General features: G+C 39.8%; 24 protein-coding genes, 3 pseudogenes and 2 riboswitches. Of the genes and pseudogenes, 22 read left to right on the top strand and 5 right to left on the bottom strand.

Annotation, left to right across the window (positions count from 1 at the left end):
- Positions 1-110 (top strand): annotated as a pseudogene (locus ACO1DI_RS21520) (AEC family transporter); the annotation flags it as partial.
- A gap of 45 nt (positions 111-155) precedes the next feature.
- Here ACO1DI_RS21520 and ACO1DI_RS21525 read toward each other — a convergent pair.
- Both ACO1DI_RS21525 and ACO1DI_RS21530 read right to left on the bottom strand, forming a co-directional pair.
- Positions 156-1,334 carry an NAD(P)/FAD-dependent oxidoreductase gene (locus ACO1DI_RS21525; protein ID WP_013057328.1) on the bottom strand — a complete coding sequence of 393 codons (1,179 nt, stop codon included), beginning with the start codon at positions 1,332-1,334 and terminating at the stop codon, positions 156-158.
- 33 nt (positions 1,335-1,367) lie between these two features.
- Complete coding sequence (locus ACO1DI_RS21530; RefSeq protein WP_013057327.1) at positions 1,368-1,820, bottom strand: DUF1641 domain-containing protein; 453 nt, start codon at positions 1,818-1,820, stop codon at positions 1,368-1,370.
- A 429-nt stretch (positions 1,821-2,249) separates the two neighbouring features.
- Here ACO1DI_RS21530 and ACO1DI_RS21535 point away from each other — a divergent pair, with 429 nt between their 5' ends.
- The 4 genes from ACO1DI_RS21535 (at position 2,250) to ACO1DI_RS21550 (ending at position 4,724) form a co-directional block, all read left to right on the top strand.
- Entirely contained in the window at positions 2,250-2,666 is a 417-nt protein-coding gene (locus ACO1DI_RS21535; protein WP_014459826.1) for a hypothetical protein, read from the top strand.
- On the top strand, positions 2,663-3,946 hold the full coding sequence (locus ACO1DI_RS21540) for an ammonium transporter (RefSeq protein WP_116740512.1): 1,284 nt from the start codon (positions 2,663-2,665) through the stop codon (positions 3,944-3,946). The genes ACO1DI_RS21535 and ACO1DI_RS21540 overlap by 4 nt, the downstream gene beginning before the upstream one ends.
- A 132-nt stretch (positions 3,947-4,078) precedes the next feature.
- A complete protein-coding gene (locus ACO1DI_RS21545) occupies positions 4,079-4,276 on the top strand; it encodes an IDEAL domain-containing protein (RefSeq protein WP_013057324.1) in 198 nt (65 codons plus the stop codon).
- Between the two features lie 244 nt (positions 4,277-4,520).
- The gene (locus ACO1DI_RS21550; protein WP_226555474.1) at positions 4,521-4,724 is read left to right on the top strand and encodes a hypothetical protein; all 204 of its coding nucleotides are present in this window, start codon (positions 4,521-4,523) and stop codon (positions 4,722-4,724) included.
- A 39-nt stretch (positions 4,725-4,763) separates the two neighbouring features.
- On the opposite strand, the gene brnQ is transcribed toward ACO1DI_RS21550, so the two are convergent.
- Positions 4,764-6,119, bottom strand: coding sequence for a branched-chain amino acid transport system II carrier protein (brnQ, locus tag ACO1DI_RS21555; RefSeq protein ID WP_099331067.1), 1,356 nt, complete (start codon positions 6,117-6,119; stop codon positions 4,764-4,766).
- Between the two features lie 386 nt (positions 6,120-6,505).
- On the opposite strand from brnQ, the gene ACO1DI_RS21560 reads away from it, so the two are divergent.
- From ACO1DI_RS21560 to cobO, 17 genes and pseudogenes are all read left to right on the top strand, one after another.
- Positions 6,506-7,777, top strand: coding sequence for a cation:dicarboxylate symporter family transporter (locus ACO1DI_RS21560; RefSeq protein ID WP_014459829.1), 1,272 nt, complete (start codon positions 6,506-6,508; stop codon positions 7,775-7,777).
- Positions 7,778-7,884: 107 nt separating this feature from the next.
- Positions 7,885-8,922, top strand: coding sequence for a M42 family metallopeptidase (locus ACO1DI_RS21565; protein WP_042992095.1), 1,038 nt, complete (start codon positions 7,885-7,887; stop codon positions 8,920-8,922).
- Between the two features lie 352 nt (positions 8,923-9,274).
- Positions 9,275-9,433, top strand: coding sequence for a hypothetical protein (locus ACO1DI_RS21570; protein WP_014459832.1), 159 nt, complete (start codon positions 9,275-9,277; stop codon positions 9,431-9,433).
- Between the two features lie 145 nt (positions 9,434-9,578).
- A riboswitch (cobalamin riboswitch) is annotated at positions 9,579-9,757 on the top strand.
- 118 nt (positions 9,758-9,875) lie between these two features.
- A riboswitch (cobalamin riboswitch) is annotated at positions 9,876-10,055 on the top strand.
- A gap of 100 nt (positions 10,056-10,155) precedes the next feature.
- On the top strand, positions 10,156-10,536 hold the full coding sequence (locus tag ACO1DI_RS21575; protein ID WP_028413115.1) for a (2Fe-2S) ferredoxin domain-containing protein: 381 nt from the start codon (positions 10,156-10,158) through the stop codon (positions 10,534-10,536).
- A 13-nt stretch (positions 10,537-10,549) separates the two neighbouring features.
- Positions 10,550-12,172: a precorrin-3B C(17)-methyltransferase gene (gene cobJ / locus ACO1DI_RS21580; RefSeq protein ID WP_423145604.1), complete on the top strand. Its 1,623-nt coding sequence runs from the start codon at positions 10,550-10,552 to the stop codon at positions 12,170-12,172.
- Between the two features lie 18 nt (positions 12,173-12,190).
- Positions 12,191-13,102 (top strand): sirohydrochlorin chelatase, encoded by a 912-nt coding sequence (locus ACO1DI_RS21585; RefSeq protein ID WP_140450946.1) that lies wholly within the window; start codon positions 12,191-12,193, stop codon positions 13,100-13,102.
- Positions 13,099-13,866 (top strand): precorrin-6A reductase, encoded by a 768-nt coding sequence (gene cobK / locus ACO1DI_RS21590; protein ID WP_116740519.1) that lies wholly within the window; start codon positions 13,099-13,101, stop codon positions 13,864-13,866. The genes ACO1DI_RS21585 and cobK overlap by 4 nt, the downstream gene beginning before the upstream one ends.
- Before the next feature lie 5 nt (positions 13,867-13,871).
- Positions 13,872-14,519, top strand: a complete 648-nt coding sequence (locus ACO1DI_RS21595; RefSeq protein WP_116740521.1) for a precorrin-8X methylmutase — start codon at positions 13,872-13,874, stop codon at positions 14,517-14,519.
- 3 nt (positions 14,520-14,522) lie between these two features.
- The gene (locus ACO1DI_RS21600) at positions 14,523-15,626 is read left to right on the top strand and encodes a cobalt-precorrin-5B (C(1))-methyltransferase (RefSeq protein ID WP_028413119.1); all 1,104 of its coding nucleotides are present in this window, start codon (positions 14,523-14,525) and stop codon (positions 15,624-15,626) included.
- Positions 15,616-16,813 (top strand): annotated as a pseudogene (cbiE, locus tag ACO1DI_RS21605) (precorrin-6y C5,15-methyltransferase (decarboxylating) subunit CbiE). The gene ACO1DI_RS21600 and the pseudogene cbiE overlap by 11 nt, the downstream one beginning before the upstream one ends.
- A gap of 23 nt (positions 16,814-16,836) precedes the next feature.
- Positions 16,837-17,517, top strand: a pseudogene (cobI, locus tag ACO1DI_RS21610) (precorrin-2 C(20)-methyltransferase); the annotation flags it as partial.
- Entirely contained in the window at positions 17,514-18,290 is a 777-nt protein-coding gene (cobM, locus tag ACO1DI_RS21615) for a precorrin-4 C(11)-methyltransferase (RefSeq protein WP_116740528.1), read from the top strand. The pseudogene cobI and the gene cobM, both read left to right, overlap by 4 nt.
- On the top strand, positions 18,287-19,411 hold the full coding sequence (locus ACO1DI_RS21620; RefSeq protein ID WP_116740530.1) for a cobalt-precorrin 5A hydrolase: 1,125 nt from the start codon (positions 18,287-18,289) through the stop codon (positions 19,409-19,411). Before cobM ends, ACO1DI_RS21620 begins: the two co-directional genes overlap by 4 nt.
- A 13-nt stretch (positions 19,412-19,424) precedes the next feature.
- A complete protein-coding gene (locus ACO1DI_RS21625; protein ID WP_115654089.1) occupies positions 19,425-20,807 on the top strand; it encodes a cobyrinate a,c-diamide synthase in 1,383 nt (460 codons plus the stop codon).
- The gene (cobA, locus tag ACO1DI_RS21630) at positions 20,804-21,574 is read left to right on the top strand and encodes a uroporphyrinogen-III C-methyltransferase (RefSeq protein ID WP_014459835.1); all 771 of its coding nucleotides are present in this window, start codon (positions 20,804-20,806) and stop codon (positions 21,572-21,574) included. The genes ACO1DI_RS21625 and cobA overlap by 4 nt, the downstream gene beginning before the upstream one ends.
- 20 nt (positions 21,575-21,594) lie before the next feature.
- Entirely contained in the window at positions 21,595-22,164 is a 570-nt protein-coding gene (locus ACO1DI_RS21635; protein WP_014459836.1) for a nitroreductase family protein, read from the top strand.
- 31 nt (positions 22,165-22,195) lie between these two features.
- A complete protein-coding gene (cobO, locus tag ACO1DI_RS21640; protein WP_014459837.1) occupies positions 22,196-22,735 on the top strand; it encodes a cob(I)yrinic acid a,c-diamide adenosyltransferase in 540 nt (179 codons plus the stop codon).
- A gap of 26 nt (positions 22,736-22,761) precedes the next feature.
- Here cobO and spoIIP read toward each other — a convergent pair whose 3' ends face one another.
- Both spoIIP and ACO1DI_RS21650 read right to left on the bottom strand, forming a co-directional pair.
- The gene (gene spoIIP / locus ACO1DI_RS21645) at positions 22,762-23,931 is read right to left on the bottom strand and encodes a stage II sporulation protein P (RefSeq protein ID WP_108674752.1); all 1,170 of its coding nucleotides are present in this window, start codon (positions 23,929-23,931) and stop codon (positions 22,762-22,764) included.
- Between the two features lie 160 nt (positions 23,932-24,091).
- Positions 24,092-25,660, bottom strand: a complete 1,569-nt coding sequence (locus tag ACO1DI_RS21650; RefSeq protein WP_108674751.1) for an RQC-minor-2 family DNA-binding protein — start codon at positions 25,658-25,660, stop codon at positions 24,092-24,094.
- Positions 25,661-25,725: the final 65 nt, after the last annotated feature.

Consider the following 25,725-nt stretch of genomic DNA (forward strand, 5'->3'; position numbering starts at 1 on the left):
CCATTGCTTTGAGGTTTGAAAGCTTGGAAAACGAAACGGCATCTGCTTTTGTCATTAGTGCTATTTTATCGCTGGTTACGCTGCCGCTTCTTATTTCTTGGCTTATGTAAATAAAAAAACGAAAGAGGAGAATTCCTCTTTCGCTTTAAGACGGATTAATAAGCTAATGCGAATAATCCTTTGATATGAGATAAGTAACGAACGTTACTTGCTTCTTTCATAAGTGATGCTGGTAAACCTTTTAATTGCGTTTTGTTTCCGCCGATTGTACCAATTGCATCTTTGCGTCCAAGACTTCCTAGTGTACCAGAGAAGACAGGAACGAATGATTCCATTGCTCCGCCGCGAATAGCTACTGCTAAGTTCACGCCTACAACTTCACCCATTTGCCAAGCTAATTGAGCAGTAGGTGGGTAAGGGCGACCTTCTGGACCCATTACAACCGCTGAGTCACCAGCAAGGAATACATCTTTATGAGATGTAGATTGTAAGAATTCATTTACAAGTGCACGACCGCGGTTTACTTCGATACCTGAGTTAGCAACTACAGAGTTACCTTGAACTCCGCCAGTCCATACCATTGTTTTTGTTTCGATTTTGCTGCCGTCTTTAAGTTCAACAGTTGTAGCATCCATTTTTGTTACAGGTGTACCAGTAACGAATGTAACGCCACGTTTTGTTAAGCTTGATTGAGCGCGCTCTACTAATTCAGCAGGGAAGCCTGGAAGAACTGTAGGAGCTGCTTCTACACAGTATAGAGAAATTTCTTTTGGATCAACACCGTGTTTTAGACATAGGCTTGGCATTAAGTCAGCGTATTCACCAACAAGTTCGATACCTGTTAATCCGCCACCGCCAACTACGATTGTACCGTCAGCTTTATTTTTTGTTTTGCTGTATTCAGCGATACAAGCTTCTACGTGTGCACGTAAACGGTTTGCATCATTTACTGATTTAAGAACGAAGCTGTGCTCTTCTAAACCAGGGATACCGAAGTAAGCAGTTTCACTACCTAAAGCTGTAACAAGGTAGTCGTAGCTTAATTTTGTACCATCTTCAAGAGATACTTCACGTTGATCTGGTGAGATTTCTTTTACCGTTGCAATTTTTAAATCAACGTTGTAGTTTTTAAGTAATTTATCAAGTGGTAAAGCTACCGCTTGTTCAGAAACGCCGCCTACAGCTAGACGGTGTAATTCTGTAATGATTTGGTGAGTAGCAAAACGGTTCACTACTGTAATTTTTGCTTCATCCGCACTTAGGTGTTGGCGAGCTGTCATTGCAGTTAATAAACCACCGTAACCGCCGCCTAAAATTAAAATATGTTTTGACATAGTCGATCCTCCGTCCACACTTTTTAATGAAAATTATTTTTGTTTTTCGTTTGTAATGTCTAAATACGCTTGTGCAAAGCGGAATAGTTTTTGAGCTTGTGGATCTTTAAGCATGCGTAATAAACCGAATAAACCGATTGAGTTAGAAGCATTTGCTTCTGCACGATCGTTTGCTTCGATTGCAGTAGCTGCAAGACCTTTTACTGTTCCTTCTACCGGCTCGATAAATTCTTTTACTCCACCAAGTAGATCTTCTTTTAATACGTCGTCAGTTAATAATGATTGCGCAACGTCGTAAGTTTTTGTAAGCACCGTTACCATTTCAGATAATTTTGGTAAATTATCTACAAGAACAGTAAGAGCTTCTTGTACTTCAGGCTTTAACAATTGATCTAACACATCCGCTTGACCTTTGTTAACTGCCGCTTCTGTTTGTACAGCAGCATTTTCCTCTGCAGCTGATTTTTGAATAGTTGATTGAGACATGAAAAGTCCTCCTTTGCTGGATACTGTTGCATATGTAGTTCCTAGTTATCTGCTAGACTTTCAAACTACATTGTGAAGTTGTGAAATCTTGCACATAATTCTATTTTAATTTTAATACGAGATAAAATCAACTCATTTCGTTGAAAAAATAAGTGAAGAACCTCGTAACCCTTTGTTTAATAAAAGTTTATAAGAAATAAAGCGAATAATTGCCTAGGTAAATAAAATTAAAATAGGGAACTAACATAATTCCTCTTCCTACGATAAAACAAATAACGTCATATTTCAACACATACGAACTTAATATTCTATAAGTAGTAAAAAGATAGGGCGCATTTACTATTTAAAGAGTTTTCAAAAAATTACATTGACTTACTATAGTGTTCTACATATAATCTAAATATAACATCTTATGTAAGGAGATATAACATGGTTATAGTGGATGAACTTTATCATAATGTGGTCGTTACATTGCCTCAATTAAAACTAATTGAATTTATAATGAAGTTAAAAGAAGCTAAAGCACAAGAAATAGAAGATATAAAAATGAAAATTAGTAAATACGAAGAGAAGAAACGTGCTGAAGAAGCTTGGTATCAGTCACTATCACCGTTTCGTAAATTTTTTACCGGGCGTCCTTTAAGTCAGCATCAAGCGGTCGAGTATATGGTATACGTAAAGGAACGTTTTAAAAAAATTGATCACCTTAAAGCACAAATGCGAGAACTTCATGAAGTTCTTGAATTAATAAAAGCGGAAAATGAAGAAACAAGTGAAATTACGCTTTCGCCTGCTATTGTACAAGAAATAAAACGACTAAAAAGCAGTGGAGGCGCGGAGATATGAGTGTTAATGAACTAAGTTTAGGTATAAATACGACGTGGGTTGTGTTAACAGCCGCGATGATTTTGTTAATGGAAGGCGGCTTTGCCTTGCTAGAGGCAGGGTTTGTCCGCTATAAAAATAGCGTGAATATTATTATGAAAGTATTCGCTGATATTACAATAGGAACGCTTTGTTTCTATTTAATTGGGTTTGGATTAATGTACGGAGATGATTTAGGTGGAGTTGTCGGTAAAAGCGGTTTTGCGCTCTCAGGTAATTTATCGCACCTTGACATTCCAATTGGGCTTGAAACGTTTTGGCTGTTTCAATGTGCGTTTGTGATTGCAGTCATCTCGATCGTTTCTGGAGCGGTAGCAGAACGAATTAATTTCCGTGCATACCTTTTATATGCCATTTTAATGACTACATTTATTTATCCTATAGCCGGCCACTGGATTTGGGGAGGCGGATGGATTAGTAAGCTAGGAATGCTTGATTTTGCCGGTTCGGCAGTCATTCATGCGCTAGGCGGTTTTTCAGCTTTAGCAGCTGCAATAATGATTGGACCAAGAAAAGGGAAATTTACGCAGAATGGAATTAGTTCCGTTTCTCTTCCAAGCAATTTGCCGCTTGCCTCAGTTGGTGCTTTTTTATTATGGTTTGGATGGTTTGGGTTTAATGCAGGAAGTACGCTAAGTGCCACTGACGTTAGAATTGGTCACATTGCTATTGTCACAATGTTATCAGCAGCAGCAGGCGGAGCAGCTACTTTATTTTATACTTTATTTCGCTACAACCGTTCAGATGCACCTTCTGTAATAAATGGATCGCTTGCCGGACTGGTTGGCATTACGGCCGGGTGCGCTTTTGTTAACACACCATCTGCTATTTTTATTGGAGCTGTATCTGGCTTATTAATGATGGCAGCTACAAACTGGCTCGAAGCACGTCAAATCGACGATCCTGTAGGAGCTTTTCCTGTACACGCTGCTTCGGGAATATGGGGCACGTTGGCTGTGGGCTTGTTTTCTACAGACGGCGGTGTGTTTACAGGAGGGGGCTGGACGTTACTTGGCGTTCAACTTCTTGGATTAATGGCTCTATGCGCTTGGGGATTTGTTACGACGTGGATAGGGTTAAAGGTTATTTCCTTGGTGGTTCCGCTTCGGTCTACGGAAGAAGAAGAAGAAGTGGGCTTAGATATCAGCTACCACGGTATCATGGCAGCTCATCAAGCTCCTGAATTTATTGAATATGAAAACTACTATGCGGAAGTAAAAGAAAAAGCCGCAGATTCGTAATAAAAGGCCGCGCTTTATAACAAAAGGGCGGCCTTTTTATATAAAAAAATAGATTTAAAATACTTGGTTTAAATGATTGAAAAGTCAGAATATTTGTGTTATATTATAAAAAAGCCAAGGAGTTGATTTCTTATGAAAAAGAATTTACTTAATTCACCGCAAAAATCCAACGGAAAGGTGCTTGATGCATTATTCGCTGAGATGATTTTAGACAAGGCGATTGCAGAATTTCGTAAAGCACAGCTAAAAGAAGAAATCGACCGCACGCTATTGATGAAAAATAAAGAAGAGTTTTTAAAACTCTCATCAGAACTTAAACAAATTTCTTAATTACTTACTATACTTCACACACCATCTAAAATAGATGGTGTGTTTTATTTTTGAGACCTACTAAAAGGAATTAATTAGTAATAATTATGGACCTCCATGTACGCTTAATGGGTTTACAGGGTCTCGAAACGAGGAAATTGTTCCAGAGTTCAAATTTGATAACTATTATCCACCAGCAAATGGATTTATTCCATACAATGACACGATTTTCACAAAAGAAGTTTCTAGAGAGGCTGTTGAAGAAGTGTTTTTTGTAGCTCCGTATGCTACTTATCAAAATGAAACGTTTGGAGTATCAGATGCTTCTAATAGTCGAGTGCTTCCGACCACATCTGAAAAAGAAAAAGCTGATAAACATCATTTTCAACGAACGGATAAATATCTATATGAAAAACGTGTGTTAAAGGAAGAAGTGAAGTTAACGGAGAAAAAAACTCCTTATTTATAAAACGCCACAATAAAAAGAGGATGCAAATGCATCCTCTTTTTATTTAATCAATTTTCTTGAAGTGTTTCTGTTCGTATTATCATTTGTACGAAGGAAGGTAATGCCAAGACCGATTAATCCTCCTACAATAGCAGGAACTACCCAGCCGAGACCCACTCCATACATAGGTAGAATCGATGTAAACAGATCGTTTACTGCCGCGATTTTGAATCCAGCAGCATTTAAGCCATCAAACAAACTAACGATAAACGTGAAAAGAAGGCTTACTTGGTAAACTTCTGAACGTCCTTTAAATAAAGGATGTAAGAATGTCAAAGCAATTAACACTATAGCTAACGGATAAATAGCTGTTAAGACTGGAACTGAAATAGCGATTAATTCCGTTAAGCCAAAGTTTGCTACAACCGCGCTGAATGCTGATAAAATGACAGCAATCAACTTATAAGAGACCTTTGGAAACAACTTATGGAAAAAAGATGAACAAGATGTTACAAGGCCTACACTTGTCGTTAAACAAGCAACGGTAATCATCAGACCTAAAAGAATTCCTCCGTAAGAGCCAAAGTAGTAATTCGATACTTCAGCCAAAACCGTACCTCCGTTATCAAGACGTCCAAGCTCTGATACGCTTGAAGCACCCATATAGGACAATGCGCTATAAATAAGAGCTAAAATAACGGCAGCGATAGCCGTAGCTTTTGCACAAATTGCGATAATTTGTCGATTGGTTTTTGCTCCTTTTTCTTTGATTGCATTAATGATAATAATTCCAAAAACAAATGATGCTAGTGTATCCATTGTTAAATAACCTTCTTGGAAGCCTTTAAAGAATGCGTGCGTTGTATAAGCTTCGCTTGGTGCTTCAAATTTTCCAATTGGGTTCACAACGGCTACAACTACCAATATTCCAATAAACGTTAATTTAATAGGTGTTAAAACTTTTCCTACTAAATCGACAATTTTCGCAGGATTTAGCGAAAAAAAGCACGTAATAGTAAAGAAAATTACCGTGAAAATGATAAGGGGAAGGTGACCTGAATTTTCTGATAAAAAAGGCTTAACGCCAATTTCAAACGAAACACTTCCCGTTCTTGGCATTGCAAAAAGCGGTCCAATTGCCAAGTATAAAATTGTAGTAAAGATAATACCGAAAGCTGGGTGTACACGACTAGCTAAAGACTGCAGATCCTCTTTTCCGGAAAAACCAAATGCGAGAACACCTAGAAGAGGTAGACCTACACCCGTTACTAAAAATCCAGCATTTGCTGACCAAATATTGCTTCCAGCAGACTGACCTAACATTGCAGGGAAAATTAAATTACCTGCGCCGAAGAATAGGGCAAAAAGCATGAAGCCAATAACCACTATAAATGAAAAAGGAACTTTGTTTGACACATTAAAACCTCCAAAATTATAAATGCTTTTTATTATCGTGTTGAATAATTAAAATTTTCAGAATTTTATATTCGAATAATAAAAATAAACATGTATCGTATTATACTAACCTAAAATGCATATTTCAATATAAAATTTTATTTTTTTAATTAATTCGCTGAAATAGCAAAAATAGAAAAATACTTAGCAAAAAAATCTCAATATACAACAATTATTTGATATGATAAAACAGAACCGTGGCTTTTAAAAATTCGCATGTGCGGCCTTACATCCTTTTAGTAAAGAACTGTTTACATAAGGTGCTGTAAGGATGTATATTTATACACGGTTCGCGGAACAGCATATGCTCGATGGATGAAAGTCAACTGTGCGAAAGGAGCAAGAAAGTGAAAAGGTTAGGTCTAGCAACTCAGATTCTAATTGGACTGATTTTAGGCGTAGCTGTAGGTGCTATCTTTTACGGAAGCGATACAGCCATTTCTATTTTACAGCCGGTTGGAGACATATTTATTCATTTAATTAAGATGATTGTCGTACCGATCGTGATTTCAGCATTAATCGTAGCGGTCGCAGGAGTAGGCGATATCAAAAAATTAGGTAAGCTTGGCGGAAAAACAATTCTTTATTTTGAAATTGTTACAACCATTGCGATTGTAGTGGGGATTATTGCCGCGAACTTATTCCATCCTGGTGCAGGGGTTGATATGGGACATATTGAAAAAAGCGATATTTCTCAATATGAGGCAACGGCAAAAACGTCTGAAAGTACAGGGATTGCTCAGGAGCTTCTTCATATTGTTCCGACAAACGTCTTTCAGTCGGTAGCAGAAGGCGATCTTTTACCAATCATTTTATTTTCCGTACTGTTTGGTGTAGGCGTAGCTTCGATTGGAGAGAGAGGAAAACCTGTTTTAGCCTTTTTTGAAGGCGTCTTGGATGCAATGTTTTGGGTAACTAATTTGGTGATGAAATTTGCTCCAGTAGGTGTATTTGCACTTATTGGTGTTAATATTATAAAGTTTGGTGTCGGATCACTTATTCCATTAGGAAAATTAGTGTTCGCCGTTTACTTCACCATGATTTTCTTTGTGCTTGTGGTTCTTGGAATTATCGCTAAAATGGCTGGAACAAGCATGTTTACGCTGATAAAAGTGTTAAAAGACGAGCTGCTTCTTGCTTTTACAACGGCAAGTTCAGAAGCCGTTTTACCATCTCTTATCAAAAAGATGGAAGACTTCGGTTGTTCTAAATCGGTTACATCGTTTGTTATTCCAACAGGCTACACGTTTAACTTAGATGGTTCAACCATTTATCAGGCGCTGGCATCGCTGTTTATTGCTCAAATGTACGGCATTGACCTTTCCATTATGGATCAAATTCAGCTCCTTCTTGTGCTAATGTTAACCTCAAAAGGAATGGCTGGTGTACCAGGGGCATCGTTTGTAGTTGTACTTGCTACGCTTGAATCTATGGGCTTCCCTCTTGAAGGCATGGCATTTATTGCAGGAATTGACCGCATTCTTGATATGATGCGTACCACAGTTAACGTAGTAGGAAATGCTCTAGCTGCAATTGTAATGTCCAAGTCTGAAGGCGAGTTTGATAAGCAAAAATCATTAAATTATACAAATGAATTAAAGAAATCAAACATAGCTTAAAACAAAAAAGCCGGGCAGCTGCCCGGCTTTTTTGTTTGGAGCTGCGTGTTATCTTTTTTGAAACATATGGTAAAATAAAAGAAATGAGAGACAAAGGAAGTGTCATAATGACGGAAACTGTTCAGTTAATTAAAAAGCTTGTTTCGATTCCCAGTCCTTCTGGAAATACAGAAAAGGTGATTTCATTTGTCGAAGACTATGTAAAAGAGCTAAATATTCAAACGTATCGCAATCGAAAAGGAGGCTTAGTCGCTACTATTCCCGGTAAAGATACAGATCATCACCGCATGCTGACGGCTCATGTCGATACATTAGGTGCTATGGTAAAAGAAATCAAACCTAGTGGACGTCTGAAAATCGACCTGATTGGAGGGTTTCGCTACAATTCTATTGAAGGAGAATATTGTGAAATTGAAACTTCATCAGGAGAAGTATTTACAGGAACCATCCTTATGCATCAAACATCTGTTCATGTGTATAAAGATGCAGGGAAAGCTGAGCGAAATCAAGAAAATATAGAAATTCGATTGGATGAAAAAGTACATAGCGCAGAAGATATTCGCAGCCTTGGAATTGAAGTCGGCGACTTTGTTTCGTTTGATCCTCGTGTAGAAATAACCAAAAGCGGTTTTATTAAATCTCGTCATCTCGATGATAAAGCAAGCGTAGCTTTATTGCTTCAGCTCATGAAAACAATTCAAGAAGAACAGATCGAACTGCCATACACTACGCATTTTCTCATTTCAAATAATGAAGAAATTGGATACGGAGGGAATTCAAACATTACGCCTCAAACGGTAGAATACTTAGCGGTTGATATGGGTGCTATGGGAGATGGACAATCTACTGATGAATACACCGTGTCTATTTGTGTAAAAGATTCAAGCGGACCGTATCATTACGGTTTGAGAAAGCATTTGGTGGAGCTAGCTAAGCAGCATGATATTCAGTATAAATTAGATATTTATCCGTTTTACGGATCAGATGCTTCTGCTGCTATTCGTGCGGGGCATGACATCGTACACGGCTTAATTGGTCCAGGAATTGATTCTTCTCATGCGTTTGAGAGAACGCATCAAGATTCATTGAACCATACGTATAAGCTTCTTCACCACTATGTGCAGTCAAACATGGTTCTGCTTTAAGAAAGGAATATTTAATTAGTGTATTTTTTATGCAGAACAAAGAGCGGGACGGGACTGTGATGTCTGTACTTTCCTTTCCTAAAAAAGAAGCCGACTGTCCGGCTTCTTTTTTTAATAAATACTATATATTTTTTTACTGGTGAAGCAACAGTTGGTAAAAAAGCACCTTTTTTAAAGAGGTATAATACTACTTCAACCTTTTGTACATTTTGTTCATTTACAGAAGTTAAAATGTTTTTAAATTTTTAAAAGTTTCTTGTGACAAGTTTTGTAGAATGGGTTTTCAAAAGGAAATGCTTTCGTCATAATGTGGATATAGCGATCACTACAATAATCGGAGGCGAATCTTTTCATGTGGGTACTGACGGTGTATGCTGGAAAAGAAATGAAAATGTTTGAATTTGAAACTGAAACGCAGGCGAGAGAAGCTTTTGCAAAAACAAATGGCTGTAAAGTTCTTTCAGAAGTCGTGTATTATAATGATCCTCATTTAACATTAGTAGCTATATAATGAAAAACAAGAGCTGACTTTATGCTCTTGTTTTTTTATAGCTTCTTGTATCTTACGAAAAGAATAGAGTTGAAATAAAAAAAAATGTACGCTATGATATGGTAGTTACTTCTATTATTCTGATAGTTTAAAAGGTTCATATATATCAAACAGCAACAGTAAAGATGCCAAGAAGGCTTAATAGGGAAACTGGTGTAAGACCAGTACTGCCCCCGCAACTGTAAGTGTGGACGAACGAGTATAACCACTGTGAAAAAATCACGGGAAGGTTCTCAAGTAGAATGATACACAAGTCAGGAGACCTGTCTTTATTGTGAAGTTTCTATTTCTCCGGGGAGCGGGAAGGGAAACGTTGGCTTAAAGTGGCATTCGTGTACACTCTTATTCTGACGTTTTACCCGCTCGCATATTAGCGAAGCGGGTTTTTCTCATATCCTAAAACTACATATCGTGCAAAAAAGGTGCGCAATGACCACATTGCGTTAAATGGGAAGTCTGGTGTGAAGCCAGCGCGGTACCCGCCACTGTGAAGAGGAGCTGATTGCATATGCCACTGTATTCGGGAAGGCGCAATCAAGTAATGAATCGAAGTCAGGAAACCAGCCTTTTTCTAATGCGAAGCTTACCCTACGGGATATAGGTGGAAGTGCAAAAACTTAGTTTGAATTTTCTGCGCCTCTATCATTGATAGAGGCGTTTTTTTAGTAAAGGAGAGAATGAGTGTGACGACTTGGAACTTGAATGCAACAAAGCATCACGTATTGATTTGTAATGGAAGCAGCTGTATGAGAAAAGGTGGAGAAGAAGCCACGCAGGCTATTCGAAATAAAGTGACCGAACTGAATCTAGATGAAGCGGTTCATACAACCCGCACGCGCTGTAACGGAAGATGCAAAGATGCTCCTGTAGCTATCGTGTACCCTTCAGGAGATTGGTACAAGCAGGTCACTGAAAACGTAGCTCATCGAATTGTTGAAGAGCATTTAGCAGGGGGCTGCAGTATAAAGGAATCGCTTATTTATGAATATGATCAAAATGGTTTCGTTTCTCCAGAAAACAGTGACTCCATAGAAGGAATTGACAAAGTAAAAAGTAACGCATAAAGGAGGAGCTAGCATGAAAGGTAAACTACTAGTTATTGGATTCGGTCCAGGAAGCTTTGAGCATATCACACAGCGAGCAAGAGAAGCCATTCAAGAAAGTGATATGATCATTGGTTATAAAACCTATGTGGAATTAATTCAAGGACTGTTAACGAATCAACAAATTATTAGTACAGGAATGACCGAAGAAGTAAGCCGTGCACAAGAAGCTGTAAAGCAAGCTGAAGCGGGGAAAACAGTGGCGGTCATTTCAAGCGGAGATGCAGGAGTATACGGAATGGCCGGCCTTGTGTATGAAGTGTTGATCGAAAAAGGATGGAAAAAAGAAACGGGCGTAGAGCTGGAAGTAATTCCTGGCATTTCGGCTATTAATTCATGCGCATCTCTCCTTGGGGCGCCCGTGATGCATGATGCCTGTACGATTAGTTTGAGTGATCATCTTACACCTTGGGAGTTAATTGAAAAAAGAATTGAAGCAGCTGCACAAGCAGATTTTGTAGTAGCCTTTTATAATCCGAAAAGCGGAAGAAGAACAAGACAAATTGTGGAAGCGCAGAGGATTCTATTAAAGTACCGTTCTCCTGATACGCCTGTTGGCCTTGTGAAAAGCGCTTATCGTGACCGTGAAGAAGTCGTAATGACGAACTTAAAAGATATGTTAAACCATGAAATAGGTATGCTGACTACCGTTGTTGTTGGGAATTCATCTACGTTCTTTTATGACGATTTGATGATTACACCGCGAGGGTATCAGCGGAAATATACCCTCAATCAAACGGAACAGCCGCTAAGACCGCATCAGCGACTTCGAAAAGAAGCAGAACCATGGGCTCTTGATCAAGAGGAGACTGTACAGCAAACGGCTTCAGCTATTGAAGCTGTTCAGAATAAAAAAGAAGAAAAAACAGCTTCACGAGCTCTTGCAGAAGAAGCGCTTCAAGCAGTTTTAGGTGAAACTACTTCTCCGGTCGTACATCAGCCAATAGAGTCTATTTTTGAAGTGGCGGTTAGTCCAGGGCTTGCGAATAAGAAGTTTACGCCCGTTCAAATGACAACACTAGCAGAAGTTGTTGGTGAAAAAGGTACGATGGAGTATACGCCTGATCATCAAATTAAATTGCAAATTCCAACGGCTCATCCAGATGTGATCATTGAAAAACTTCAAGCAGCTTCCTTTTTATTATCTCCGGTCGGAGACGTGTTTACAATTAAAGCGTGTGATTTTTGTGATGGAGAAAAAAGCGACGCCATCCCACATACGGAAGAATTACAAAAGCGCCTCGGCGGAATGGACATGCCAAAAGAGCTGAAGCTTGGTATTAATGGATGCGGTATGGCCTGTTACGGTGCTGTTCAAGAAGATATCGGCATTGTCTATAGAAAAGGTGCGTTTGACTTATTTTTAGGAGCTAAAACGGTTGGGCGCAACGCGCATTCAGGTCAAATTGTGGCGGAAGGCATAGCGCCTGATGACATTGTTGAAATAGTTGATAACATTGTCCGTGAATATAAAGAAAAAGGTCATCCTAATGAGCGGTTTCACAAATTCTTTAAGCGTGTGAAGAACGTTTATGGATTCGATTATCAGGATATAACACCAAAAATAAAAGTAGAACCAGCTCCTTGTGGAGATTAAGAAATGGGAGGGCATTATATGAAATCAGTTTTATTTGTAGGTCATGGAAGCAGAGATTCTGAAGGGAACGATCAAATTCGCGAGTTTATCTCTACGATGAAGCATGATTGGGACGCATCTATTTTAGTAGAAACGTGTTTTCTAGAATTTGAACGTCCGAATGTAAGTCAAGGAATTGACACGTGTGTGGCAAAAGGAGCACAAGATGTAGTTGTGATTCCAATTATGCTCTTGCCTGCTGGGCACTCTAAAATACATATTCCGGCGGCTATAGATGAAGCTAAGGAAAAATATCCACACGTAAACTTCGTATACGGACGTCCCATTGGCGTTCATGAAGAAGCTCTTGAAATTTTAAAAACGAGATTACAAGAATCAGGAGAAAATTTAGAAACTCCAGCTGAAGACACGGCTGTTATTGTCTTAGGACGAGGAGGAAGCGATCCTGATGCAAACAGTGATCTATATAAAATTACGCGCCTTCTTTGGGAAAAAACAAACTACAAAATCGTCGAAACTTCTTTTATGGGCGTGACCGCTCCATTGATTGATGAAGGGGTGGAACGATGTTTAAAACTGGGCGCTAAAAAAGTGGTTATTCTCCCGTATTTCTTATTTACAGGAGTATTAATTAAGCGTTTGGAAGAAATGGTGAAGCAGTATAAATTGCAGTATGAAGACATTGAGTTTAAGCTAGCCGGCTATTTCGGCTTTCATCCAAAACTACAGACAATTTTAAAAGAACGTGCTGAAGAAGGATTAGAAGGCGAAGTGAAAATGAACTGCGATACATGTCAATATCGCCTCGGCATTATGGAGCATATTGATCACCATCATCATCACGATCATGATCACGATCACGGGCACCATCACCACGATCACCATCATGGTCATCACCACCATGAAGATAAGGTCGGCGAGTTAAAATGATTTTATTGTTAGCGGGAACTAGCGATGCACGTGCATTAGCTGTTCAAGTGAAAAAAGAAGGTTACGACCTTACGGCGACGGTTGTAACCGACAATGCAGCAATCGAATTACAGCGTGCAGAAGTGAAAGTGAAAATTGGACGTCTCACACAAGAAGATATGATTGATTTTGTAAACGAACATCGTGTAAAAGCTATTGTGGATGCAAGTCACCCTTTTGCCGAAGAAGCATCTAAAAACGCTATCGGCGCAGCTGCTGAAACATCGATTCCTTACATACGCTATGAGCGGGCTTCACAGGCTTTCACCTACGACAATATGACGATGGTTTCCACGTACGAAGAAGCAGCTGAAGTAGCGGCTCAGAAAAAAGGAGTTATTATGCTGACAACAGGCAGCAAAACGCTGCAGGTTTTTACAGAAAAGCTCCTTCCTCTTTCAGATGTACGGCTTGTTGCTCGTATGCTTCCAAGGCTGGATAATATGGAAAAGTGTCAGCAGTTAGGATTTCCGCAAAAAAATATTATTGCTATTCAAGGTCCGTTTACAAAAGAGTTTGACCGAGCCCTGTATAAGCAATACGGCGTGACGGTCATGGTCACAAAAGAAAGCGGAAAAGTTGGATCTGTGGATGAAAAAGTAGAAGCAGCCAAAGAGTTAGGCTTAGATATTATTATGATTGGGCGACCAAAAATCGAGTATGGGACCGTGTATTCCACGTTTGAAGAAGTGGTTCATGCTTTAGCAAACCAAACTAGGAGTTGATTGAGATGGATTTTCGTACAGAATTTAAACCGTTAACTGTTCAGCCTCAGCAAATTGAAGGAAAAAGTTTTGAAATGATTACAGAAGAGCTTGGGCCTCACCCGTTTACAGATGAACAGTACCCAATTGTTCAGCGTGTGATTCATGCGTCTGCAGACTTTGAGCTTGGACGCAGCATGCTGTTTCATCCGGATGCGATTCAAGCAGGAATTAAAGCCATTCGCAGCGGCAAGCAAGTGGTTGCGGATGTACAAATGGTGCAAGTAGGAACAAACAAGCAGCGAATTGAAAAACACGGCGGTGAAATCAAAGTTTATATTTCAGATCCGGACGTAATGGAAGAAGCAAAGCGCTTAAATACAACGCGTGCAATTATTTCAATACGAAAAGCAATTAAAGAAGCAGACGGCGGAATTTTTGCAATTGGGAACGCACCGACAGCTTTACTTGAATTAATTCGTTTGATTAAAGAAGGAGAAGCGAAGCCTGGGCTTGTTATTGGTCTGCCGGTAGGATTTGTTTCAGCAGCTGAATCGAAAGAGGAACTTGCAAAACTTGACGTGCCGTTTATTACAAACATCGGGCGAAAAGGCGGCAGTACGGTAACGGTTGCTGCATTAAATGCAATTTCAATTCTTGCAGATCAGGTGTAACGCATGAAGGAAGTACCAAAAGAACCTAAGAAACTCAGAGAAGGCTACACGACGGGCGCTTGTGCAACGGCAGCTACGAGAGCAGCTCTGCTTACGCTAATTTCAGGAGAAGTGCAAGATGAGTCAACGATTTACTTACCTGTCGGCCGCTTTGCTACGTTTCATCTTGAAGAATGCGAGTATCGCACAAGCAGCGCTGTAGCTAGCATCATTAAAGATGCTGGAGATGATCCCGATGCCACGCACGGAGCGCTGATTATTTCTGAAGTTTCGTGGTGTAATGGTGCAGACATTATCATTGATGGAGGAGTGGGAGTAGGGCGTGTGACAAAGCCCGGCCTCCCAGTTCCTGTCGGTGAAGCAGCCATTAACCCTGTGCCAAGAAAGATGCTGAAAGAAACGGCTGAACAGCTTTTAGCTGAATACAACATACAAAAAGGCGTTAAGATTGTCATCTCGGTTCCTGAAGGAGAAGAAATGGCGAAAAAGACATTAAATGCGCGTCTAGGTATTTTAGGAGGCATTTCGATACTGGGGACGCGGGGGATTGTTGTTCCGTTCTCAACAGCTGCTTATAAAGCAAGCATCGTGCAGGCAATCAGCGTGGCTAAAGCGAGTAATTGTGAGCACGTTGTCATTACGACAGGGGGCCGAAGCGAAAAGTATGGAATGAAACAGTTCCCTGAACTTCCGGAAGAAGCGTTTATCGAAATGGGAGATTTTGTTGGATTTACTTTAAAACAATGTAAAAAGCAAGGAATGAAAAAAGTGTCGCTCGTAGGCATGATGGGAAAGTTTTCAAAAGTCGCGCAAGGCGTTATGATGGTTCATTCAAAAAGTGCACCTATTGATTTTAATTTTTTAGCAAAAGCAGCTTCTGAGTCAGGCGCTTCTGCTGAACTGGTAGAGGAAATAAAAGGTGCAAACACAGCTTCTCAAGTGGGAGATTTAATGACGCAAAGCGGTCATCATCAGTTTTTCGAAAAACTGTGCGAGTACTGCTGTTTATCAGCATTAAAGGAAGTAGGGGACGGAATCGATGTCGATACGTCTCTTTACACATTAAAAGGAGATTTTTTAGGACAGGCGGTGCAACATGGCAATTAAAATTATTGGAATAGGTGACGACGGAAAATTAAGTTTGCTTCCTATGTATGAACAGTGGATTTATGAAAGCAATGTGCTAATTGGAGGAAAGCGCCATCTTGACTTTTTTCAAGATTTTGAAGGAGAAAAAGTAGCCATTGAAGGAGGTCTTTCTTCCCTTGTTGAACGTTTAAAAAACGAAGAAGGAAATGCGGTTGTGTTAGCCTCAGGCGATCCGTTATTTTACGGAATCGGAAGCTATCTTTCTACGAGGCTAGACGTTGAAATATATCCTTATTTAAGTTCTATTCAACTTGCATTCTCACGTCTAAAAGAGCGATGGCAAGACGCTTATTTTACAAGCGTACACGGCAGAAGTATAAAAGGGCTGGCTCAGCGCATTGATGGCTATAAAACAGTGGCGATTTTAACCGATGAGCAAAATTCTCCTAGTGCTCTGGCAAACTACTTATTATCATTCGGCATGACAGAATACAAGATGTTTGTGGCAGAGAATCTAGGTGGAGAGGCGGAGCGCTGTCAGCTGCTTTCGCTAGAAGAGGCGGCGAATCAACTCTTTTCTCCGCTTAATGTCGTGATATTAAAGCAGGTAGAAAAAAGCCCAGTTTGGCCTCTTGGAATAGAGGACGATGAATTTATTCAACGCAAGCCGGACAAGGGACTTATTACTAAAAAAGAAGTTCGTACACTTAGTATTAGCGCCCTGCAGCTAAAGAGAGACAGCGTGGTGTGGGATATCGGAACATGTACGGGTTCAGTCGCGATTGAAGCAGCTAAAATTGCGCGTGAAGGACAAATTTTTGCTGTGGAAAAAAATGAAGCAGACTTGGAAAACTGCAGGGAAAATCTAGCGAAATTTCGAGTAGATGCCCATACTGTGCACGGAAAAGCACCGGAAGGGTTAGGTGGGTTTGCTGATCCTGATGCGGTGTTTATTGGAGGGACAGCAGGAGGCATGGAAACCATTTTAGACGTGTGCTGCAGCCGATTAAATTCAGGAGGGCGCATCGTATTAAATGCCGTAACGATTGAAAATTTAGCAGAAGCGATGAAAGCTTTTAAAGAGCGAGGGTTTGAGACTGCTGTTACCCTTGCACAAATTTCAAGAAGCAAGCCAATTTTACACTTAACACGATTTGACGCTTTTAAACCCCATTTATATTATTACAGCCAAAAGAGGAGAATGAACATGATTGGAACATTGTACGGACTTGGAGTTGGACCAGGAGATCCAGAGCTGATTACAGTAAAAGCATTTCGTAAATTAAAAGAATCACCCGTTATTGCGTACCCGAAAAAACAAAAAGGAAGCAAAAGCTACGCCCAAAAAATTATTGATGTCTATTTTAGTGCAAATGAAAAAGACATGCTAGGCCTTGTGTTTCCAATGACAAAAGATCCTGCTATTTTGGAAAGAAAATGGACCGAAACGGTAGAGCGAGTATGGGAAAAGCTCAAGGAAGGAAAAGATGTAGCGTTTGTCACAGAGGGAGATCCTATGCTTTATAGTACGTTTATTCACATGATGCGCCTGATGCAGGAACGTCACCCTGAAGCTCCGATTCAAGTCATTCCTGGTATTTCATCCATTAATGGAGCTGCATCTCGTTTAGGTATTCCATTAGCAGACGGTGATGAACATGTGGCCATTGTTCCTGCTCGTGAAGATTATGAAACAATGAAAAAAGTATTGGTGGAAAACGACTGCGTTATTTTTATTAAAGTGGCTAAAGTCATCGATTTTATGGTCGGTCTTTTAAAAGAGCTTGATCTGCTTGAAAAAGCATCGGTGGTAACAAAAGTAACGTCAGATGAAGAAATTATTTGGAAAGCTTCAGAACTAGAAGGAGCCGATTTACAATACTTAACGCTAATGGTGGTGCGAAAATGAAGTTATACATAATCGGAGCTGGACCCGGAGATCCAGATTTAATTACCGTAAAAGGCTTAAAATTACTTCAGCAAGCAGATGTTGTTTTATACGCTGACTCACTAGTAAGTGAAGAGCTAGTTGCTAAGTCTAAACCAGGAGCTGAAGTGTTAAAGACAGCTGGTATGCATTTAGAAGAAATGGTCAGTACGATGCTTGATCGCATGCGTGAAGGAAAAATGGTTGTAAGAGTTCATACCGGAGATCCTGCTATGTACGGAGCCATTATGGAACAAATGGTGCTTTTAAAAAGAGAAGGCGTTGATATTGAAATCGTTCCGGGCGTCAGCTCCGTATTTGCTGCAGCTGCAGCGGCTGAAGCAGAATTAACCATTCCAGATTTGACTCAAACAGTTATTTTAACTCGTGCTGAAGGAAGAACGCCTGTACCTGAGTTTGAAAAATTAACTGATTTAGCAAAACATAAATGTACGATTGCGTTATTTTTAAGCGCGACGCTCACAAAAAAAGTAATGAAAGAATTTATAAACGCCGGTTGGAGTGAAGACACGCCGGTTGTAGTAGTCTATAAAGCAACGTGGCCAGATGAAAAAATTGTTCGCACGACGGTAAAAGACCTGGATGATGCTATGCGAACAAACGGCATTCGCAAGCAGGCGATGATTTTGGCGGGCTGGGCACTTGATTCTCACATTCATGACAAGGATTATCGTTCAAAACTTTACGATAAAACATTTACCCATGGCTTTCGAAGAGGAGTGAAGTCGGAATGATTCAACTCCAAGAAGGAAAAAAAGCTCCCATTACACAGCGCGGGGATTATGCCGTCGTGGCCATCACGAAGCACGGCGTAGAAATTGCAAGAAATCTCGGCCGCATCTTTCAGCAGTCTGACGTGTATTACATGAGCAAGTTTGAAAAAGGAGACGAACAAGAGCAGAACATTCAGCTGTTTTCAGGAAGCGTTCGGATGCTTTTGCCTTCTCTTTTTGAATCGTATAAAGGACTTATTATTATTATTTCACTGGGAGCAGTTGTGCGTATGATTGCCCCTATTTTAAAAGATAAGAAAACGGATCCCGCGGTTGTTGTGATTGATGATAAAGGCGAAAATGTCATCAGCGTGCTTTCAGGTCATATCGGAGGAGCAAATGAGCTTACGCGTGAAGTTGCGGCAGCTCTTGAGGCCCATCCTGTTATTACAACAGCATCTGATGTTCAAAAAACGATTCCCGTTGATTTATTTGGAAAGCGTTTTGGATGGGTATGGGAATCCGCAGAAAAGCTAACGCCTGTCAGCGCTTCTGTGGTAAATGAAGAAGAAATAGCAGTGGTTCAAGAATCAGGTGAAAAGAGCTGGTGGCATTATGATCATCCAGTTCCAGCTAATATTAAAACGTATTCATCAATTCACGCAGCTCTTGAAGCATCGCCACATGCAGCCTTGGTTGTAACGCATCGCAATTTAAAAAAAGAAGAAGAAGCGATCTTAGAAAACGGTGTTCTTTACCGACCAAAAGTATTAGCGATTGGGATGGGATGCAACCGCGGTACAAGTACAGCTGAAATTGAAACCGTTATTGAAAAAACGCTTGCTGAACTTCAGTTTTCAATGAAAAGTGTAAAAGCATTATGTACAATAGAGTTAAAGAAGGATGAAGAAGGGCTGCTAGAAGTGGCGTCTAAGTACGGCTGGGAGTTTGTCTATTATTCGCCCCAAGAGCTAAACAGCATAAGTATAGAACAGCCTTCCGATACAGTCTTTAAATATACAGGTGCATATGGCGTCAGTGAACCTGCTGCTATGCTATACAGCGGCGCTGATACGCTTGAACTTGTCAAGAAAAAGTCAGGGAATGTCACCATTTCTGTGGCACTTATTCCATATGACTAAGGGAGAGAACAACATGTCAAACAGAAGACTCGTCATTGCCGGTACCGGAAGTGGCGTAGGGAAAACAACCCTTACAATCGGGTTGATGGCAGCATTAAGACAAGCTGGTTACAGAGTTCAAGGGTTTAAATGCGGACCCGATTATATTGATCCAACGTATCATACGGCTGTTACAGAACGAACGTCTCGAAATATCGACAGCTGGATGCTTGAGCACGATATGGTTAGAGAAATTGTCGCTCGTGCTAGTGAAGATGCTGATATTTCTATCATGGAAGGAGTTATGGGATTTTTCGATGGGAAAAACCCGTTAACAAACGAAGGCTCAACAGCAGAAATCAGCTTAATCACCAATAGCCCTGTCCTTTTAGTTGTCAATTGTGCTAGTATGGCTAGAAGTGCAGCGGCAATTGTAAAAGGGTTTCAGCAATTTTTACCCGAAGCGAACATCGTCGGTGTGATTGCTAACCGAGTTGGAAGTGAAGGGCACTATAAGCTTGTTAAGGCAGCGATTGAACAGGAATGTCATATCCCTGTAGTAGGCTACTTGAAAAGAAACGATGAGCTCACGATTCCTGAACGTCACCTCGGGCTCATTCCGTCTATTGAACGAGGAGAATTAACACCGTTTTTTGAACAGTTAGGAAAGCTTGTTCATGATACAATTGATATCGAAAAAGTATATGAACTGGCTTTAGCTCCTAAAATAGAAATTAATGATCCTATCTTTACAAAGCCGTCCGTACCTCAAGTGAAAATTGCTGTGGCAAGAGATGCCGCTTTTAACTTTTATTATGAAGAAAATTTCGAATTGTTAAAAGCTTACGGAGCAGAGCTTGTAGAATTTTCGCCTTTAAAAGGAGAAACAGTTCCACAAGATGCTGACGGTCTTTATATAGGAGGCGGATTTCCAGAAGAATTTGCTGAAACGCTGGCTCAGCAAATCGACGTTAAAAACTCTGTTCGAGCAGCCATCCAAAAAGGGATTCCTACACTTGCGGAGTGCGGAGGCTTTATGTTTTTAACAGATGGTATTGTCACAACAGATGATACATGTCATGAAATGGTGGGGCTTATTCCCGGACAAGTAAGAATGCAGACAAAATTAGCTGCTTTAGGATACCGAGAAGTGACGGGAAAGCAGGGGAATTTTTTATTTAAAGACGATATACAAGCTAAAGGCCATGAATTTCATTATTCAACCTTTCATTCAGAGAAAGAGTTTTCGCCTGCCTATGATACAAAAGGGATGCGAGGAATGAAAGAAGAAGGCTATATGAACAATAATTTAATTGCCGGCTATACGCACTTTCATTTCGGCTCTTCTACGAAAATGGTAGAAAACTGGGTGGAACAGTGTAAAGCGGTGAAAAAAGAAAGAAGAGATGCCATGTGACAGTTGGAAAAGTATATTTAGTAGGAGCCGGACCAGGAGATCCGAAGCTAATAACCGTATATGGAATGGAATGTATTCAAGAAGCGGATGTCATTTTATATGACCGCTTAGCCAACGAACAGTTGTTAAACTATGCTAAAAAAGACGCGGAGCTTATTTTTTGCGGGAAATTACCTGGCAAGCACGGAGTCATCCAAGATCGTATTCACGAACTTCTTGTTGAAAAAGCACTTCAAGGAAAAGTAGTGACGCGCTTAAAAGGAGGCGATCCTTTTGTGTTCGGGCGCGGAGCAGAGGAAGCTGAAGTACTTGCTACTCGAGGAATTCCTTACGAAGTAGTGCCTGGTATCACGTCAGGAATTGCAGCTCCAGCCTATGCAGGAATTCCGGTTACCCACAGAGATCATGCCACTTCTTTTGCGATTGTAACGGGTCATGGAAGAGAAGAAAAAGGAAAAGATTATTTAAATTGGTCAGCGCTCGCTCAAGGAATAGATACGATTGCATTTTATATGGGCGTTGGAAATTTACCTCATATATGCAAACAGTTGATGGACCACGGACGAGATAAACATACGCCAGTGGCGCTTGTTCAGTGGGGAACGACAAAATATCAGCGCACCGTAACGGGAACGCTTGCCACAATCGAAGAAATAGCAAAAAAAGCAGAAATTGCTCATCCTGCCATCGTGCTTGTAGGTGAAGTGGTGACAATTAGAGAAAAAATAAAATGGTTCGAAGAAAGAGCGGAAAATATTCTGCTTTAACGTTAAAAGGAGGAGACAATATGACGATTATCTCACAGTTAAAAGAACGAAGAGCGGTACGAGATCATGAAGCACGTGAAGTGGAGCAAGAGAAAATCGAACAGCTGCTTGAAGCAGCGACGTGGGCTCCAAATGACCGAATGAGAGAGCCATGGAGCTTCTACGTAATTCAAGGAGAAGCAAAAAAGAAGTATGAAGAACTGGCTGAAGCATATTTAAAGGAGCGCTTTCCTACAAAGCCTCATTTAGTAGAAAGTTCGTTAAAAGCAGTAAAAAATACGCCCGTACATATCGTCGTAACAGCTGACATAGTTGAAGGAGACGAAGAAGCCACAGAAGATAACAAATATGCGGTTTCATGCGCGATTCATTCCATGTGGTTAGCGGCTAAAGAACTAGGACTTGGCTTTGTTTGGAGAACAAGAGGTGTTGGTCTTGTTCGAGACGAGAGATTGTATGAGTTTATTGGCAACCCTTCAGGTAAAGTCGTAGTAGGAAACGTTTTTTTAGGTTATCCAAATGAAGAGTCTCTTACAAAAATGAAAGAGCCTGCTAGAACATCGTTTACAGAAAAAACAACATGGCTGTAAACTGAAATTCGAAGAAAAAGAGGTTTTTAGATTGAAAGACAAACGGGGTCTTACGTTAATTTATACCGGAGACGGTAAAGGAAAAACAACCGCTGCTTTAGGTCTCGCTCTGCGCGCTACGGGACGCGGACAAAAAGTATTAATGATTCAATTTATTAAATCTCCTCAGCGTACATATGGCGAAAAGCTGATGTTTGACAGAATAGGAATTGAAATGATTCAAACAGGAGTCGGCTTTACGTGGACAAAAACACCGCCTGAACATCGTGAAGCTTTGCAAAAAGCCTGGGCGCTAACGAAGGAAAAAGTCTTCTCAAACGAATATGATGTGGTTATTTTAGACGAGTTAAATAACGCACTGGCTATCGAGAAATTTCCTATTGATGATGTGCTACCGCTACACGAAGTAATTGACCTTATTCAAAAGCGCCCGGAGCATATGCATTTGGTCATTACCGGGCGTTCTGCCAAAAAAGAAGTGATGGAAGCAGCAGATCTTGTGACGGAAATGAAGCCTCATAAACATTATTACGACGAAGGAATTCCTGCTGTAAAAGGAATTGAATTTTAAAAAGCCCTCAGTGAAGAGGGCTTTTTTTATTGAGCAGGGGCATCTACTTTTTCAGCTTGCCAGTAAAATTGGCTAATGACATCAGACAGTGCTTTTGTTGTGTTAGTTAGTTCATCAAAGTTATTGTCAACTCCGCCCACTTCAATTAAAATCGCATTTTTGGAAACATCTTGGTTATATACACCGTTACCGCTGGATTTGTTTTTGCCAATAACTCCGCGGCTTAAGCCGGGATATTTCTTTTCAAGTCCTTCATGAAGCGCTTTTGCCATCTTTAAGTTTTGTTCAAAGTTTTGATTCGCTTTCCCTAAAACAAACACAACTTTTGCATACGATTTATTGTTAATCTTAATAGTTGTATTATCTTTTCGAAGTGAATCTCGGTGCAAATCGATAAAGTAAGTTAAATCTCTATTTTCAGTCATCGCCGTTTCAATTACTGTACGAGACATGGCGTACGATTGATTGGTGTTCCAACCTTTTTCTTTTAATTTCTGTCCAATATTGGTTTGATCTACTTCTGCTCCAATTCCCTGAGCCTCTAAATCTTTTCCTAGCATATTTGCAACCATATTGATATTTGTTTTGCTATCCACCGCTTTATTAGCATCTGGATCACCTTCAAGTCCTAACAGAGGCAAATAAGATTCCCAGCTGTGCGTGTGATAAATATAAAATACCTTTTTTCCGCCAGTTGTATTATTATTCGGAGCGTTCGTACCATCGTTTTCTTTAGGCTGCTGAACTTTTGCAGTAGAATTTCTTTCTTTTAGCGTTTCATCTAACGGTGGTGCAGATTCTCTAGGGAAGTTTGTGAAATTTGTACCTTCACCGGCGATGATAATATTGGAGTCGTAAATACTGAATCCAGGAAGTTCTGAACCAAACAAGCTTCTCGCGTCTTCTGCTCGAATACTTGTTGATAACTCTAGCAGTGTAGAAGAAAGACCTGGAGGCGAGTAGTTTTTATCAAAAGCTGTTGAAAAGTGGTGGTTTTCTTGGCTCATCAGATAATAAAGGCTCTCCGCTTTATGCTTCGATAACGTTTGATAGACAATAGAAGAATTGAACTGTTCTTTAAATGCTGAGTAACTTACTAGAACAATAATAGATGATGTCATTAAAACAATGGATAAAATAACAAGAACCATCTTATATGTTAACACTACAAAATTGGCGCGATTACTAGATTTCAATGGCGAAATCTCCTCTCTATGTCAGCATCAGGCTAATAGGTATGAAGGACTTTGCTAATCTAGTAATCATTATATGAATGGAGATTTCTAATTATGATAGGCATTTAATAGAGAAAGTAGTCTTCAAAATCAAAAAAGAAGAATCACGCGAGATATAATCTCATATTCTCCGTGATTCTTCTTCAAATAGACGTCGGATGGCTTCGCCTTTTGGAGTGAGGCTGAATCCTTTTTTCTCTTTTTTAAGCAGCTGATAGTTTTGTAATTCTTGTAAATACGTAACAATGCGCTTGCGCTTTACCGAATTTAATAATCCAAATGCGGGTATTTTATCAAGCTCTTTTTGACGAATACTGTTAGTAGAAACGCCTTCTAAAATTTGCACGTAACTCTGCTGAGTTTCCGTGTTCTTTAAGGTATCTATAAGCGTTAATAACCGTAGCATTTGGTTTGAATCAAACGTTATTTGACCGATTTTTAGCGGAGTCGAAAGCAGATCCTGACGCTGCTTATGAAGTTCATTTTCTATCTTAGCGCTTATTTCTGTCAGTTTCTTTTCTATTTCGTTTGGATCCATATAACATGTAAATTTGTTTGTTTCCTGCAGCAGGGTGACATCTGGAAAATCCCATTGCGAAAACCATTGAATGGAACCAACTTCGAGATTTACATTCGGTATTTTTACTTGTAATACGTTTTGAATGAAGGAAAGAAAGGGATCGTTTTCCTGTAAAACTTGTCTTTGATTAAGTTGATAAGTGGTTAGGCTGCACAATTTGTCTTGGATCTCTTTAATGTGCACTTCATGATGCTTTAAAAGACTTTTCCACTTAAAAAAGACAAGAAGTTTTTGAATCACTTCTTTATTTTCATCCATAATCTCTTCGAACTGCCGCTGAGTTGTCGCTAAGCGCTTGGCTGCTAGTACTACATTATACTCATCATCAAGTGAAATGGCATCACCTGTGACATCATATGTTACGGCGAGACCTCTGTTTTCTGAAGTTAAGCGAATGATCTCGTTTTCCCCGTGAACAGTTAATACCGTATCTTCCGTATCTGAAAATCCTCTCTCAAAAGCGGTGGAAGAAAGAGATCGAAAAGGTCTCATAATGATTTCGATCCGATTGCGCCAAAAAGCAATTTGCTCAGGGTTTTTCATAATAAAAAGCAAAGGTGATTTTTTTGATTGTTCAATTGCTTCAATCACATTTGCATTTCGGTGATAAAGGGAAATGAGCGGATGTTTGAAGAAACACTTATTAATATGTTGAATCCATTCTTCTTTTGAAGAATCATGTATTCTAGCGCAAAACATGTAATCTTTCATAATGCTTCCGAGATAATTTTCCAACTCATTTTTAGTCAAAACCGTAAAATCTTGAGAATAAAACTCATCATGATGAATAGGAATGCCGCGATTCTTATTATATTCTTTCCATAGAAATGAAGTTGGTTTCCAAAAGTGAGGATAAACGTCTTCATTTTTGTCAATTGCGACGGGAAAACCGCCCCTATGATTTCCATATAAGAATGTTTGAAAAAGGATGATATCTTCTTTAGGTAACTCATTCATTGCTCGCTCAAAGTAGTCATTTAAACGTCCAAGCAGCCCTTTAGTATGTTTACTTCCTACGGATCGAATCGATTTATTCTTACGTCCGAGCGGAAGGAATGTTAAGTGGTTGTAAGCAGTAAAATCAACAGGCAAATTCTCTGGTAAAGTCATTTATCTAACTCCTTTCATTTATTGAGTATTTTACCCATTAAAGAAAAGAAGAAAAAGTTTTAATG

The sequence above is a fragment of the Priestia sp. 40 genome (assembly GCF_049368575.1).
Lineage (GTDB): Bacteria > Bacillota > Bacilli > Bacillales > Bacillaceae_H > Priestia > Priestia zanthoxyli.

What these genes read in the sequence shown, in the direction of transcription:
- cobK (WP_116740519.1), top strand. Translation starts at nt 13,099, where the DNA reads ATGATTTTATTGTTAGCGGGAACTAGCGATGCACGTGCATTAGCTGTT.
- cobJ (WP_423145604.1), top strand. Translation starts at nt 10,550, where the DNA reads ATGAAAGGTAAACTACTAGTTATTGGATTCGGTCCAGGAAGCTTTGAG.
- ACO1DI_RS21635 (WP_014459836.1), top strand. Translation starts at nt 21,595, where the DNA reads ATGACGATTATCTCACAGTTAAAAGAACGAAGAGCGGTACGAGATCAT.
- ACO1DI_RS21565 (WP_042992095.1), top strand. Translation starts at nt 7,885, where the DNA reads ATGACGGAAACTGTTCAGTTAATTAAAAAGCTTGTTTCGATTCCCAGT.
- ACO1DI_RS21585 (WP_140450946.1), top strand. Translation starts at nt 12,191, where the DNA reads ATGAAATCAGTTTTATTTGTAGGTCATGGAAGCAGAGATTCTGAAGGG.
- ACO1DI_RS21540 (WP_116740512.1), top strand. Translation starts at nt 2,663, where the DNA reads ATGAGTGTTAATGAACTAAGTTTAGGTATAAATACGACGTGGGTTGTG.
- ACO1DI_RS21595 (WP_116740521.1), top strand. Translation starts at nt 13,872, where the DNA reads ATGGATTTTCGTACAGAATTTAAACCGTTAACTGTTCAGCCTCAGCAA.
- ACO1DI_RS21625 (WP_115654089.1), top strand. Translation starts at nt 19,425, where the DNA reads ATGTCAAACAGAAGACTCGTCATTGCCGGTACCGGAAGTGGCGTAGGG.
- ACO1DI_RS21600 (WP_028413119.1), top strand. Translation starts at nt 14,523, where the DNA reads ATGAAGGAAGTACCAAAAGAACCTAAGAAACTCAGAGAAGGCTACACG.
- ACO1DI_RS21620 (WP_116740530.1), top strand. Translation starts at nt 18,287, where the DNA reads ATGATTCAACTCCAAGAAGGAAAAAAAGCTCCCATTACACAGCGCGGG.
- ACO1DI_RS21545 (WP_013057324.1), top strand. Translation starts at nt 4,079, where the DNA reads ATGAAAAAGAATTTACTTAATTCACCGCAAAAATCCAACGGAAAGGTG.
- ACO1DI_RS21525 (WP_013057328.1), bottom strand. Translation starts at nt 1,334, where the DNA reads ATGTCAAAACATATTTTAATTTTAGGCGGCGGTTACGGTGGTTTATTA.
- cobM (WP_116740528.1), top strand. Translation starts at nt 17,514, where the DNA reads ATGAAGTTATACATAATCGGAGCTGGACCCGGAGATCCAGATTTAATT.
- ACO1DI_RS21650 (WP_108674751.1), bottom strand. Translation starts at nt 25,660, where the DNA reads ATGACTTTACCAGAGAATTTGCCTGTTGATTTTACTGCTTACAACCAC.
- ACO1DI_RS21530 (WP_013057327.1), bottom strand. Translation starts at nt 1,820, where the DNA reads ATGTCTCAATCAACTATTCAAAAATCAGCTGCAGAGGAAAATGCTGCT.
- ACO1DI_RS21570 (WP_014459832.1), top strand. Translation starts at nt 9,275, where the DNA reads ATGTGGGTACTGACGGTGTATGCTGGAAAAGAAATGAAAATGTTTGAA.
- ACO1DI_RS21535 (WP_014459826.1), top strand. Translation starts at nt 2,250, where the DNA reads ATGGTTATAGTGGATGAACTTTATCATAATGTGGTCGTTACATTGCCT.